13 protein-coding genes are annotated in these 12,909 nt (G+C 66.2%); 5 read left to right on the top strand and 8 right to left on the bottom strand.

What is annotated here, in order from left to right:
- The first annotated feature begins 166 nt into the window (after positions 1-166).
- From yajC to secF, 3 genes are all read left to right on the top strand, one after another.
- Entirely contained in the window at positions 167-496 is a 330-nt protein-coding gene (gene yajC, locus ASD22_RS15140) for a preprotein translocase subunit YajC (RefSeq protein WP_056085367.1), read from the top strand.
- Between the two features lie 95 nt (positions 497-591).
- Positions 592-2,472 (top strand): protein translocase subunit SecD, encoded by a 1,881-nt coding sequence (gene secD, locus ASD22_RS15135; protein WP_056085366.1) that lies wholly within the window; start codon positions 592-594, stop codon positions 2,470-2,472.
- Positions 2,473-2,481: 9 nt separating this feature from the next.
- Positions 2,482-3,447 (top strand): protein translocase subunit SecF, encoded by a 966-nt coding sequence (secF, locus tag ASD22_RS15130; protein WP_056085365.1) that lies wholly within the window; start codon positions 2,482-2,484, stop codon positions 3,445-3,447.
- Between the two features lie 150 nt (positions 3,448-3,597).
- Here secF and ASD22_RS15125 read toward each other — a convergent pair whose 3' ends face one another.
- On the bottom strand, positions 3,598-4,095 hold the full coding sequence (locus tag ASD22_RS15125; protein WP_235577676.1) for a C40 family peptidase: 498 nt from the start codon (positions 4,093-4,095) through the stop codon (positions 3,598-3,600).
- Between the two features lie 192 nt (positions 4,096-4,287).
- A complete protein-coding gene (locus ASD22_RS15120) occupies positions 4,288-5,622 on the bottom strand; it encodes a hypothetical protein (RefSeq protein WP_056085588.1) in 1,335 nt (444 codons plus the stop codon).
- Positions 5,623-5,817: 195 nt separating this feature from the next.
- On the opposite strand from ASD22_RS15120, the gene gorA reads away from it, so the two are divergent.
- Positions 5,818-7,164: a glutathione-disulfide reductase gene (gorA, locus tag ASD22_RS15115; protein WP_056085363.1), complete on the top strand. Its 1,347-nt coding sequence runs from the start codon at positions 5,818-5,820 to the stop codon at positions 7,162-7,164.
- A gap of 14 nt (positions 7,165-7,178) precedes the next feature.
- Positions 7,179-7,958, top strand: coding sequence for an N-formylglutamate deformylase (gene hutG / locus ASD22_RS15110; RefSeq protein ID WP_056085587.1), 780 nt, complete (start codon positions 7,179-7,181; stop codon positions 7,956-7,958).
- Positions 7,959-7,977: 19 nt separating this feature from the next.
- Here the strand turns inward: hutG and ASD22_RS15105 are convergent, their stop codons facing one another.
- From ASD22_RS15105 to ASD22_RS15080, 6 genes are all read right to left on the bottom strand, one after another.
- Complete coding sequence (locus ASD22_RS15105; RefSeq protein WP_056085360.1) at positions 7,978-8,406, bottom strand: Rid family hydrolase; 429 nt, start codon at positions 8,404-8,406, stop codon at positions 7,978-7,980.
- Positions 8,403-9,068, bottom strand: a complete 666-nt coding sequence (gene can / locus ASD22_RS15100) for a carbonate dehydratase (protein ID WP_056085359.1) — start codon at positions 9,066-9,068, stop codon at positions 8,403-8,405. Before can ends, ASD22_RS15105 begins: the two co-directional genes overlap by 4 nt.
- Before the next feature lie 19 nt (positions 9,069-9,087).
- Positions 9,088-10,554: an aldehyde dehydrogenase gene (locus ASD22_RS15095; protein ID WP_200946379.1), complete on the bottom strand. Its 1,467-nt coding sequence runs from the start codon at positions 10,552-10,554 to the stop codon at positions 9,088-9,090.
- 89 nt (positions 10,555-10,643) lie between these two features.
- Complete coding sequence (locus ASD22_RS15090; protein ID WP_056085357.1) at positions 10,644-11,432, bottom strand: SDR family oxidoreductase; 789 nt, start codon at positions 11,430-11,432, stop codon at positions 10,644-10,646.
- A 330-nt stretch (positions 11,433-11,762) separates the two neighbouring features.
- Positions 11,763-12,077, bottom strand: a complete 315-nt coding sequence (locus ASD22_RS15085) for a hypothetical protein (RefSeq protein WP_056085355.1) — start codon at positions 12,075-12,077, stop codon at positions 11,763-11,765.
- Positions 12,074-12,904, bottom strand: coding sequence for a MalM family protein (locus tag ASD22_RS15080; protein WP_056085353.1), 831 nt, complete (start codon positions 12,902-12,904; stop codon positions 12,074-12,076). Before ASD22_RS15080 ends, ASD22_RS15085 begins: the two co-directional genes overlap by 4 nt.
- Positions 12,905-12,909: the final 5 nt, after the last annotated feature.

Below are 12,909 nucleotides of genomic sequence, written 5' to 3'. Positions count from 1 at the left end.
CGAGCCCTTGCAACCGGCAATCGGCGCCCTCAGTAGGGTTCGGCGGGCCAGTTGACCGTGCCGGAAGGCGTCGTGCATGGCTCCGGGGCGCATGTCATAATCAATGATCTTTTATCAGGCGTTCAGCTGATTTGCCGGGCTGCGTCATCACTTGCGAGTTAAAACCATGAGTCTTCCGATTCCCTTCGTGATTGCCCAGGCGGCGGCGCAGCCGGCCGGTGGCGGCGCGTCCATGATCATCATGATGGTGGTGCTGTTCGGCCTGATGTATTTCATGATGATCCGGCCGCAAATGAAGCGGCAGAAAGAGCATCGCGCGCTGATTTCGGGCCTGGCCAAGGGTGACGAGGTTGTCATGAATGGCGGCATCGCCGGCCGCGTGGACGAGGTGGGCGAGACCTTCCTCACGGTGGAGATCGCTGCCAACGTGAAGGTCAAGGTGCAGAAGAGCGCCGTACAGCAGGTGTTGCCGAAGGGCTCGCTGAAATCGGCTTGACCGCTGGTCCGCAACGCGCCGGTTCGATGCCGGCGCTTTCCCAACGATAGACGCTACCGCCGCGGCCGATGCCGCGGCTTTGATGGGTGCATGGCATGAGTGATTTCCCCCGCTGGAAGTACGCGCTGGTCGCGCTGGTGATGTTGTTTGGCGTCATCTACGCGCTGCCGAACGTGTTCCAGCCGATACCGGCCGTGCAGGTCACCGCTAACCGCGATGCACCGCCGATCGACGAGGCCGTGCGGCAGAAGGCCGCGGCAGCGCTGCAGCAGAAGCATGTCGTCGCCGGCGAGGTGCTCGTGTCGGAGGATGGCCACCTGCTGGCCACGTTCGCCAACAGTGACGTGCAGAAGACCGGCGCCGACGTGATCAAGGACGCGCTGGGCGACGGCTACACGGTAGCGTTCAAGCTGCAGCCGACGGTGCCGCGCTGGCTCACCGCCATCGGCGCCAACTCGATGCCGCTGGGCCTGGACTTGCAGGGTGGTGTGCACTTCCTGATGCAGGTCGATCAGGACGACGTGATCGACAAGCAGGAAACCAGCTACGCGGACGACATCCGCAACCTGATGCGCGAAAAGAAACTGCGCTACGTGTCGGCCAATCGCAACGCCGGGCGTGGCAACGGCATTTCCGTGGCATTCCGCACCGAGGCCGAGCGCAACACCGCGGCCGACGCGATGGCCGTGGCGTTTCCCGACCTCAACGTGACCAACGGGCCGGACACGGACGGCCACTTCGTGGTCACCGCCAAGGTCAAGCCGGACAAGCTGCGCGAGCTTGCCGCCAACACCATCAAGCAGAACCTGGGCACGCTGCGCAACCGTATCAACGCGCTGGGCGTGTCCGAGCCGCTGATCCAGCAGCAAGGCGAAGACAAGATCGTGGTGGAGCTGGCCGGCGTGCAGGATCCGGCCGAGGCCAAGAAGCTGATTGGCGCCACCGCCACGCTGGAATACCGCGCCCAGGGCGGCTCCGACGCGCAGGCGGCGGAAGCGGCCCGCACCGGCAACGTACCGCCGGATGCGCGCCTGTATTACGAGCGCGGCACGGGGCGGCCGATCCTGCTGAGCAAGCGGATCATCGCCACCGGTAACGAGCTGGTTGATGCCACCTCATCCTTCGATTCGCAGAGCGGTTCGCCCTCCGTGTCGGTGACGTTGAATGCCACCGGCGCCAAGAAGATGCTGGACTTCACCACCGGCAACGTCGGCAAGCGCATGGGCGTGGTTTACGTCGAGCGCGTCGTCGACACCAAGGTGGTCGACGGCAAGGAAGTACGCGTTCCCAAGATCACCCAGGAGGTGATCAACTACGCCACCATCAACGGCGTATTCGGCAAGAATTTCCAGACCACCGGCCTGGGCAGCGCGAAGGAAGCTTCCGATCTGGCGTTGCTGCTGAAGGGCGGCGCGCTGGCCGCGCCCACCGACATCGTCGAGGAGCGCGTGATCGGTGCCAGCCTGGGCCAGGACAACATCGAGAAGGGCTTCAAGGCGGTGATCCTGGGCCTGGCGCTGGTGCTGCTGGCCGCCGCCTTCTACTACAAGCTGTTCGGTCTGGTGGCTGACGTGGCGCTGTTCTTCAACCTGGTGGTGTTGATCGCCATCATGTCGATGATCGGCGTGACCCTGACCATGCCCGGCGTGGCCGGCATCGTGCTGACGCTGGGTATGGCGATCGACGCCAACGTGCTGATCTGCGAACGCATACGTGAGGAATTACGCAACGGCTGTACGCCGCATGCGGCCATCCGCGCGGGTTACGAGAAGGCGTGGTCCACCATTCTGGATGCGAACGTCACCCACCTGATCGCTGCACTGGCGCTGACCACGATGGGCACCGGCGCGATCAAGGGCTTCGGCGTGACGCTGATGATCGGCATTCTGACCTCGCTGTTCACCTCGGTGACGCTGACCCACGCGTTCACCGCGCTGATCCACGGCCACCGCAAGCTCAAGACGCTGTCGGTCTAAGGAATCGTCATGGAAATTTTCAATCACGACAGCAACATCCACTTCCTGGGGATGCGCAAGTACACCGTCGCCATCGCCATTTTCCTGATGGTGGCCTCGGTGGCGCTGATCGCCACCAAGGGCCTCAACTACGGCCTGGATTTCACCGGCGGCGTCTCGATGGTGGTGGACTACGACCAGCCGGTGGAGATCGCCGACGTGCGCGCGGCGCTGGAAAAGGGCGGCCTCGACCATGCCGTGGTGCAGGCCCTGGGTGGCACCCGCGAGGTGTCGATCCGCATGCAGCCCAAGGATGATCCGGCCGCCTTGCAAAGCGCCGATGGCAAGGTCAACCTGGACCGCATCGCCGCCGACGTCACCCGCACCCTGCAGGCTGCGCGCCCCGACGCCAAGCTGAAGAGCCGCGACTACGTGGGCTCGGAAGTCGGTGCCGAATTGCGCAGTGACGGCACGGTGGCCGCGATCTTCGTGATCCTGGGCATCATGGCCTACCTGTGGATCCGCTTCGAACGCCGCTTCGCGATCGCGGCGGTGATCACCGAAGTGCACGACACGCTGGTGACGCTGGGCATCCTGGCGCTGGTGCAGCGCGAGTTCGACATGACCGTGCTGGCCTCGGTGCTGGCGGTGATCGGCTACTCCATCAACGACAAGGTGGTGGTGTTCGACCGCATCCGCGAGCTGTTCCGCCTGGCGCGCAAGGCCGAGCCGGAGGAGATCCTCAACCGCTCGATCAACAACACCTTGTCGCGCACCATCATCACCTCGCTGTTCACCGGTATCACGATGGGCGCGTTGTACTTCTACGGTGGCCCGGTGGTGCACGGCTTCGCCATCACCATGCTGATCGGCATCGTGGTTGGCACCTTGTCGTCCATCTTCGTCGCCAGCCCGATCCTGCTGTGGCTGGGCGTGTCGAAGAAGGACCTGATGCCCGTCACCAAGGAAAACCCGGAGCTGGCGCGGCGCCCCTGAGGTCGCCCCAATCCGCAAAAAAAAACGGCACCAGCGGGTGCCGTTTTTTTTGGGGTTTCCTGTAGGAGCGGCTTCAGCCGCGATGCTCTCGTTTCGAAGCCCGGGACAAGGGCATCGCGGCTGAAGCCGCTCCCACATTCAAGGTGGGGTTCATTCCAGCAAGCGCTTTCCATAGGCGAAATGATCGCCCCAGTACGGCCCGTCCAGGTCATCCAGGCGTACCGTGCCGCCGCTGTTGGGCGCGTGCACGAAGCGGCCCTTGCCGACATACACGCCGACATGGCTGATCGCGCCACCGATGTCGAAAAACACCAGGTCGCCGCTGGCCAGCTGCGTCATGCGGTTGACCTTGCGGCCCTGCATGGTGGACATGGCATGCGACGTGCGCGGCAGGGAAATACCGGTGGCGGCGCGGTAGATGTAATCGACCAGCCCGCTGCAATCGAACCCGCTGTCGGGGGTATTCCCGCCCCAGCGGTAAGGCGTGCCGACGAGGCCGATGGCCCGGAACAGCACGTCGTTGGCCTCGCCCGCGCTGGCCACCGACGGCGCGCGCGGCGGCAGGTCGGCGAGCGCGGAATGCGAGGTCTTGAAGGTGGGTTGGCGTTTGTGTGGTGTGCTGGCGCAGGCGATCAGCAGCAACGCCATGCCGCCCAGCAATCCGTAGCGCACGGCACGCCATGGCAATGCTGCGGCAGCGTGGCAGACGTTTGGCCCAGGATTCACGGGAGCCCCTCGATGGCAACGATATCGAGGTTATCAAATCAACCACTTGGAAGGAAGTTGTGAGAAACAAGACGAATTTTGCGATATCGGGAACGGCAGCCACCGTCGTCATCGCTAACGCGGCCGTACTTCGACGAATTTGTCGGACAGCGTGTTGCCGTTGATGCCCCAGGCCCGCAGGCGGTAGCGACCGGGGCGCAGGTAGAGCTTGGTTACGGTGTCGCCCTGCAGGAAGGCGTAGCGATCGGCGGCGATGGCGTCGTCCGGCTCGTCCGGATAATGCGCGTCGACGACACAGGGCACGACCGCCTTGCACAGCGCGGTGTTGATGTTCAGTGGGCGTCGCTCGCCGTCCAGCGTCAGCCATGGCGGTCGCTGCGCATTGACCTCGTGCGCCAGCATCGGCAGGGCGCGCGTGGTGTTGTGGATCATCGTCCAGGTTTGGGTGTAGCCGCTTTCGACGGCGCCCATGCCCGAGGCCGGCAGGATCACGTTGATATCGTACTGATCGGGGTGCGCGCTCCAGGCATGGCCGTCGGCGCGGTTGAGCAGCGCGGTCGGCCCGGTCGGTTCGAAGCGTGTCACCAGTTGCTGGTAGGCCTCGTCCGGTTCGGCGGGAATCTGTTCGCGAAACTGGGTCTGGTCGACTGACAGCGGCACCAGGCCGGTCAGTTTCTGCAGGCGCATCGCCATCGAATCGATCGCGCCCAGCCGCCCGCGCGCCTTGTCGATGTGGGCGTAACCCGCGTGCACGAACAACTTGGCTGCCGGATCGTGCGCAAAAACCTTCTTGTAGAGGTTTTTTGCCTGCCCGGTTTCGCGCGCCTGACCCTTGGCGCCCTCGGTGTCATAGGCGACCACGGTGAACCCGAGTCGCAGCGCCTGGCGCACGATCTCGCCGTAAAGTGGCTCATGCAGGTAGTCGCTGCCGTCGGTTTTCAGCGGGTAGCCGCGTTTGGCCAGGTCGCGGTCCTCACTCAGCGCCTCCACCGCGAAATAATCGAAGCCCAGGGCGCGCAGTCGTGGCAGCAGTGCCAGTGTCAACTCGCGCGTGTGCGCATCGTGGTGGGCTTCGTTGACCATCACGATGCGCCGGTCGGTGGCCAGCCCGGCAACCACATCGACGGCGCTGGCGGCCTTCCATGCGTCGGTCGTTGGCAGCGTGGTATCGGCCGGCACGTGGCTTTTCAGCGGAAAGTCGCGCACCGCCTCGTTGTAGAACCCCAGTTCGTTCTCGACCGAGGCGAACATCTGCATCGCCAGCTGTCGTTCGTGCGGTGCGAATTGCGGCATCACCTTGAGCACGTAGACGTAGCGGGCCAGATCGTTCGGCTGCTCGTTGAGCGTGCGGAAAAACGTGATTTCGGACGCGCTGAACGACTGTGCGAACAGCGGCGCGGCCGCCAGCAACGCCATGCAGCCGATGGCGGATATCGAGCGTATTTGCATGCGCAAGCCTCCGGACTTTTTCGAGAGCCTGCACGCGGCACGCCCGTTGGGCAAGCTGCGCGCCAGCATTGCGCGTCGTTCCGTGCGGCCGGGATGCCCCGTAGGTGCCAGGGGGATTTTTACCGTGGAGATCGCGTTGACGCCACGATCCCGGCCGGCAGGCGACACTTCCTGCATCTTTCCAGGAAAAACATCATGGCGTCCCATCCTGACTTGATCGTGTTCGGCGCCGGCTCCGGCGGGCTGGCAACATCATTTCGCGCCGCGGAGCATGGCGCGCGCGTGGCGCTGGTCGATCCGGCCGAGCTCGGCGGCACCTGCGTGCATCGTGGTTGCGTGCCGAAGAAGGCGCTGTGGTTCGCGGCGCAATGGGAGCAGGCGCAGCGGCTCGCCGCCGCGGTGGGTTTTGCGACCCAACCCGGGCCGCTGGACTGGGCGCGTTTTCGCGCAGTGCGGGCGCGCTACATCGACGGGATCGAGCAGCGCTACGGCGAGCGGCTGCAGCGGGCGAACGTGCAGCGGTTCCGCCAGCGGGCGCGGTTTGCCGGGCCGGACGTGGTCGAACTCGCCGACGGCACCCGCCTGCAGGCGCCGCACATCGTGATTGCCACCGGCGGCCGGCCACGCACGTTGTCGTTGCCGGGTTTCGATCTGGGCATGGTGTCGGACGATGTCTTTGCGCTGTCGACCTGCCCGCGCCGCGTCGCGATCGTGGGCGGCGGCTACATCGCGGTGGAGTTTGCCGGCCTGCTGCAGGCACTGGGCAGCGAAGTGACGGTGCTGGCGCGCGAACGACTGCTGCAGGGTTTCGACGACGAACTGGTGCAGGCGCTGGCGGTGCACATGCACGCGCAGGGCATTGACGTGCACTACAACACCGACGTGACGGCGGCTCGCCGCACGGACGCCGGCATCCTGCTGGACGACGCACCGGCCGGCGTGCTCGGCCCCTTTGACGCGCTGTTGTGGGCGGTGGGCCGCGTGCCCAATACCGACGACCTGGGCCTGGCGGCCGTGGGTGTCGATACCGACGAGCGGGGTCGCGTGCGGGTCGACGCGCGGCAGAAAACCAGCGTGGAGGGCATCCTGGCGATCGGCGACGCCAGCACCGACAGGGCGCTGACGCCGGTCGCCGTGGCGGCGGGCCGCCATCTCGCGGATCGCCTGTTCGGTGGCCAGCCCGATGCGCAGTTCGATGGCGGGAACATTCCCAGCGTGCTGTTCAGCAAGCCGCCGCTGGGCACGGTGGGCATGACCGAGGCGCAGGCGCGCCGGCATCACGGCGATCAGGTGGTGGTCTATCGCAGCCGCTTCACGCCGATGCAATGGGCACTGGCCGGCGAGCAGGGGCAGAGCCTGATGAAGCTGGTCTGCGTGGGTGCCGAGGAGCGTGTGGTCGGCATCCACGCGTTGGGCCCCGGCGCGGACGAGATGCTGCAGGGGTTTGCCGTGGCGTTGAAGGCGGGTTTGCGCAAGCGCGACCTGGACGCCACGCTGGCGATCCATCCCACTTCGGCGGAAGAACTGGTGTTGATGCGTTGAGTACCATGGCGGCCATGGACACTTTTACCTTGCGTCGCGGCCGCGTGCCGCTGCTGATCAGCCTGCCGCACGACAGCAGTTTCATTCCCCCCGCCATCACCGCGCGCATGCGGCCATCGGCGCACCGTTCGCCGGATACCGACTGGCACGTGGGGCGGTTGTACGAACCGCTGGCGCAGGTGCTGGACGCCAGCGTGTTGCGCCCGCTGGCGTCGCGTTACGTGGTCGACCTCAATCGCCCCGCCGATGGCCATGCGCTGTACCCGGGTCAGCGCGAAACCGGCTTGGTGCCGTTGATCGGCTTCGATGGCGAACCGCTGTACACCGTGGCCGAGCCGGTCGATGCGGCGGAAGTGCAACAACGCATCGATGACTACTGGCGCCCCTATCACCAGGCGCTGGCCGACGAGCTGGCGCGGTTGCACGCGGCGCACGGCCGCGTGGTGCTGTGGGAAGGCCACTCGATCCGCAGCGAGGTGCCGATGCTGTTCGAAGGCCGCTTGCCGGATTTCAACCTCGGCACGGCCGCCGGCGCCAGTTGCGATGCCGCGTTGCAGGCGTCGCTGGAAGCATGCCTGGCCGCACAAACGTGCTTCAGCGTGGCGGTCAATGGGCGCTTCAAGGGTGGCTACATCACCCGCCATTACGGTGCCCCGGCAAGCGGCGTGCAGGCGGTGCAACTGGAGCTGGCGCAGCGTCACTACATGGACGAGCAGACGTTCGCCTACGACGAGGCGAAGGCGCCGGCGGTGCAGCAGCTGATCGAGAAACTGCTGCGGATCTGCCTGGCGTAAGTCGTCAGCGACGGATGGTTCAGGGCGCGGATGCGCCGATCGCGGCCACGCACTTCAGTTCGATGGCGATGGGCGTGGGCAGGGAGGTGACGCCCAGCGTGGTGCGGCAGGCGTCCACGCCGGCGAAGTATTCCGCGTAGAGGCGGTTGTACGCGGCGAAGTCACGTTCCATGTCGGTGAGGAACACGGTGACGTCGACCAGGTCGGTCCAGGCTGCGCCACTAGCTTCCAGTACGGCGCGCACGTTGGCGAACACCTGGTGGCACTGCGCTTCGAAGTCGTAGCCGGTCAGCTGCCCGGCCGCATCGTGGACGTTGCCCGGTATGACATTGTCGCCCGGCTGGCGTGGCCCCACGCCGGACAGGAACAGCAGGTTGCCGACACGTCGCGCGTGCGGGTACGCACCGACGGGCGCGGGTGCGGTGTCGGTGCGTACGATGCCGCTCACGCGGGGGCTTTCCAGCGCTCGGCCAGGTTCACCAGCGAGCGCTCGTAGGACTCGCGCGATTGCTCGTGCCCGCGCACATCGAGGCCCAGGTCCTGGATGCAGCCGTCGTCCAGGCCGTAGATCCAGGCGTGCACCGCCAGTTCCTGGCCGCGATCCCAGGCCTCGCGTACCACCGTGGTGCGGCACACGTTGAGCGCTTGCTCGATCGCGTTCAGTTCGCACAGGCGCGCATGGCGTATCGCGAAGGCCTCGGCGGAGTCGAGCTTGTCGGTGTGCTTCATCGCGATGTCGTCGATGTGTCGCAGCCAGTTGTCGATCAGGCCCAGGTGCGACTGCTTGAGCACCGCACCCACGCCACCGCAGCCGTAATGGCCCACCACCAGGATGTGCTTGACCTTGAGCACGTCCACCGCGAACTGGATGGTGCTCAGTGCGTTGAGGTCGGTGTGCACCACCACGTTGGCCACGTTGCGGTGGACAAAGATCTCGCCCGGTGGCAGGTCCACGATCTGGGTGGCCGGCACGCGCGAGTCGGAGCAGCCGATCCACAGGTATTTCGGTGCCTGCTGTTGCGCCAGCTTCTCGAAGAAGTCCGGTTCCTGGGCGGTGACGTTCGCGGCCCAGCGCCGGTTGCTGGCGAGCAGATCTTTCAGTGAGTTCATCGATGGTCCTGTGCAGTGTTCAAAAGTGTATGCAGATGTTTTTGGGCTCGGTGAAGAAGTGCAGCGCGTCGTTGCCGCCTTCGCGGCCCAGGCCCGATTGGCCCATGCCGCCGAACGGCGTACGCAGGTCGCGCAACAGCCAGCAATTGATCCAGACGATGCCGAAGGCCAGCGCGCCGGCCAGCCGATGTGCGCGCGACAAATCCTGCGTCCACAGCGAGGCCGCCAGGCCGTAGTGGCTGTCGTTGGCGATCGCCAGCGCCTCGGCTTCATCCTCGAACGGGATCAGACTCACCACCGGGCCGAAGATTTCCTGCTGGTTCGTCGCCGTAGCGTTTCCCAGCCCTTCGATCACCGTGGGCGCGATGAACCAGCCTTCGGCGCAGCGGCCGGGCAGCCGCACAGCATCACCGCCGCAGAGCACGCGGCCGCCTTCTGCGCGGGCCTGCGCGATGCAGCCCAGCACCTTGTCGTGGTGGGCCTTCGAGACCATCGCGCCCAGGTCGCTGTCCGCGTCATCCGGGTCGCCCACGCGCAGCGCCTGGACGCGCGCCAGATAGCGGCTGCGGAACCCGTCGTAGATCGATCGCTGCACCAGCAAGCGCGAGCCGCACAGGCAGATTTCGCCCTGGTTGGCGAAGCCCGAGCGCACGATGGTGTCCATGTTGGCGTCCGACAGATCGGCGTCCGCGAACACGATGGCCGGATTCTTGCCGCCCATCTCCAGCGACACCTTCTTGAACTGCGGCGCCGCGGCGGCAGCGATCGCCGCGCCGGTGGCGGTGCTGCCGGTGAAGGAGATCGCGCGGACCTGCGGATGTTCGACCAGCGCCTGGCCCACGGTGGGGCCGCGACCGTGCACGATGTTCAGCACGCCGGCAGGAAAGCCCGCCTCGATGCTCAGCTCGCCCAGAAGCGCGGCGGTGCAGGGCGTGATTTCCGAGGGTTTGGCCACCACCGTATTGCCGGCCGCCAGCGCGGGCGCGATCTTCCAGCTGAACAGGTACAGCGGCAGGTTCCACGGGCTGATGCAGGCGACCACGCCCAGTGGCTGGCGCAAGGTGTAGTTGATGGCGCCGCTGCCCGGCACGCCGCTTTCCATGGCGTGCGATTCGCTGCCCCACGCCGTGATGGCGGCGGCGAAGTGGCGCAGGTTGCTGACCGCGCGGGGGATGTCCAGGCGACGGGCCAGCGCCACGGGCTTGCCGCTGTCGCGCGATTCCAGCACGGCGAATTCCTCCAGCCGTGCCTCGATCAATGCGGCCAGTCGCAACAGCAGGGCGGCGCGCTGCTCGATCGGGGTGGCGGCCCATGCCGGCGCAGCCGCGCCGGCCGCCGCCACGGCGGCGTCGACGTCACGCGCATCGGAATCGGGGCATCGGGCGAACACCTGGCCGGTGGCCGGCTCGTGCACATCCAGCCATCGATCGATGAGCGGTGCCTGCAGGCGACCGTCGATCAGATTGGCTAATTGCAGCGATGGCATCCGCCAAGCTTACGTCCAGCGGCCCGCAATTGCACCGAACGCGGGCGTATGCAACGGCCGTGAAGCCGCGGCATCAGGGCATTTTTCCGCTACAGCGAGCGGGTGCGACCACCGTCCACCGGCAGGTTGATACCGGTGATGTAGCTGGCGGCGGGCGAGGCCAGAAAGGCCACCGCCGCGGCGGTTTCGGCGGGGTCGGCGAAGCGGCCCATCGGGATCGCCGCCGCCATCGCCTGCTGCACGTCGCGCGTGCTGCGGCCGCTGGCCTGCGCTTTTGCCGCCACGATCTGCGCAATGCGCGGCGTATCGGTGGAGCCGGGCAACACGTTGTTGACGGTGATGCCGTCGGCGGCCACTTCGCCCGCCAGCGTCTTGGCCCAGTTCGCCACCGCGCCACGCGTGGCGTTCGATACGCCGATGCCCGCGATCGGCTCCTTCACCGAGGTGGAGATGATGTTGACGATGCGGCCCCAGCCTGCCGCACGCATGCCGGGCAACACGGCCTGCGCCAGCGTGTGGTTGGCCAGCAGGTGCCGGCGGTAGGCATCGAGAAAGGCGGCCGGTTCGGCGGTGGCGATGTCACCCGGCGGTGGACCACCGCTGTTGTTGATGAGGATGTGCACCGGATGCGCTGCCACCAGCTCGTCGGCCTGGCGGCGCAGCGTGTCGGTATCGGCCACGTCGGCGACCAGGAAACCGTGTCGTTGCGCGGCGTGGCTGCGCGGCAGTTCGTTCGCCAGCGCAGCCAGCACATCGGCGCGCCGCGCCAACACCGTCACGTCGGCGCCCAGCAGCGCCAGCTCGATGGCGCAGGCGCGGCCGATGCCTTGCGATGCGCCGCAAACCAGTGCGTGGCGTCCCGTCAGATCAAGTTGCATCGGCGTTCTCCCTCGGGGCGCGGAACGCCCGTCGATTAAGGCGACGCTGATTAAGTATCGCCGCCGTCATGATGACTGGAAGGCCCGCAGGTGGTGTTGCGTGGCGCCGGCAAGACTGGCCGTCTTGCCAAGCCGCGCGGCATCGCCTGCGGGCCTTCCAGTCATCACCTCATCATTTCAAATTCAACCGGTTGAGGCCCATCCTCTCTGTCCGCACACCTTCGGCCCGCCGCCTCGACAGACGGCCAGTCTGCCTTCGCCGACGGTCCTGTGCTGTGGTCTGCGAACAGAGAGGGTGGGTGACGGCGGTGATACTTAATCAGCGTCGCCTTAATGCAGCAACAGACGCATCGCCAGCGCGCCAAGCCAGCACAACCAGCCCAGCCAGGGGCTGTAACGCCAGATGGCGCGCCAGCGGTTGATGGATGCGTCTTCCAGCGCCGGCAGGGCGGGCGAGCGCAGCGCGTATTGCATGCGCATCCAGGTGCGCATCGCGCCGGCCTTGCCGTTTTCCGGTTCGGCGATGATTTTCCACTGCTGCGGGTAGCGCTGGCGCAGCAAGGCAGCCACCCGGAAATGGGCGGCGTACGAGAGCACGAACAGCGCGACGCCGGCGAGCAGCAAACCGAGATAGAGGACGATCACGGGCTGCGGGCCCGATCGCCATTGTCACCGTGGTTGCTGTCGCCAGCGTCATGGCTCCATGGCGTGGGCAACGCGGTGCGCAAGGTGCTCAACACGCCGTTGCCCTCGGGCGCCTTCTTGCAGATCGCGTTGTCTATGGCCTTGGCATAGGTGGTGTTCATCATGCCGACCCACAGCGTGCCGTCCGGCCCGTGCGGCACGCTGAAGCTGCCGGCGGAGTTCATGTTCAAGGTGGCCTTGGTGCTGAAGGCGGCGGGTGATTGTTCCCAGTAGGTCTGCCCGGACTGCTGCGCGGCAGAGCTGTAGACCAGCAGGTAGCGCGCCTTGTCGCTGCCTACTTCCAGGCTGCCAAACGCGCCGGTGGTTTCCTCGCCCCAGCCCATGTGTTCGCACAGGTCGATGTCCTTGGAGCGGATCGGCTGGAAGCCGCCATCCAGCAGCACGATGGTCGGTGCAAACAGATAGCTGCTGTGCAGCCAGCGACCGTTCAATTCGGATTTAAGCGCTACCCGGTACGGCAGCTTGGCGTCCGCTGGCAGTCGGAACGCCAGGAAATAACTGTGCGCGCCGTTGAGGTTGGCCACCATGCCGCCGCTGCCCAGCGTGAATTTCTGCGGCTGCCACGGCAGCATGCGCTGGTAGGAAAAGTCGGCAAAACTGCTGCAGCACGGGGTCGCCTGCAGCAGGCGTTGCATCGCTTCGTCACGGGTGTTGCCGGTATCCGTCGACGGCCGGAGGTTGGGCGGCAGCAGCGTTTTCACGCTGTGGCAACCGGCCAGCAGGACGCCGAGGAACAAGGCAAGCAGCAGGGGCAATCGATGGGTCATGGCCA

Source organism: Rhodanobacter sp. Root480 (genome assembly GCF_001426645.1).
GTDB classification, from domain to species: Bacteria; Pseudomonadota; Gammaproteobacteria; order Xanthomonadales; family Rhodanobacteraceae; genus Rhodanobacter; species Rhodanobacter ginsenosidimutans.
This window is presented reverse-complemented; position numbering and strand designations above follow the sequence as displayed.

Bases quoted from the DNA above. Each gene is read 5' to 3' on its own strand.
- ASD22_RS15095 (WP_200946379.1), bottom strand. From the start codon at position 10,554: ATGCCATCGCTGCAATTAGCCAATCTGATCGACGGTCGCCTGCAGGCA.
- ASD22_RS15090 (WP_056085357.1), bottom strand. From the start codon at position 11,432: ATGCAACTTGATCTGACGGGACGCCACGCACTGGTTTGCGGCGCATCG.
- hutG (WP_056085587.1), top strand. From the start codon at position 7,179: ATGGACACTTTTACCTTGCGTCGCGGCCGCGTGCCGCTGCTGATCAGC.
- yajC (WP_056085367.1), top strand. From the start codon at position 167: ATGAGTCTTCCGATTCCCTTCGTGATTGCCCAGGCGGCGGCGCAGCCG.
- secD (WP_056085366.1), top strand. From the start codon at position 592: ATGAGTGATTTCCCCCGCTGGAAGTACGCGCTGGTCGCGCTGGTGATG.
- ASD22_RS15125 (WP_235577676.1), bottom strand. From the start codon at position 4,095: ATGGCGTTGCTGCTGATCGCCTGCGCCAGCACACCACACAAACGCCAA.
- ASD22_RS15080 (WP_056085353.1), bottom strand. From the start codon at position 12,904: ATGACCCATCGATTGCCCCTGCTGCTTGCCTTGTTCCTCGGCGTCCTG.
- ASD22_RS15120 (WP_056085588.1), bottom strand. From the start codon at position 5,622: ATGCAAATACGCTCGATATCCGCCATCGGCTGCATGGCGTTGCTGGCG.
- can (WP_056085359.1), bottom strand. From the start codon at position 9,068: ATGAACTCACTGAAAGATCTGCTCGCCAGCAACCGGCGCTGGGCCGCG.
- secF (WP_056085365.1), top strand. From the start codon at position 2,482: ATGGAAATTTTCAATCACGACAGCAACATCCACTTCCTGGGGATGCGC.
- gorA (WP_056085363.1), top strand. From the start codon at position 5,818: ATGGCGTCCCATCCTGACTTGATCGTGTTCGGCGCCGGCTCCGGCGGG.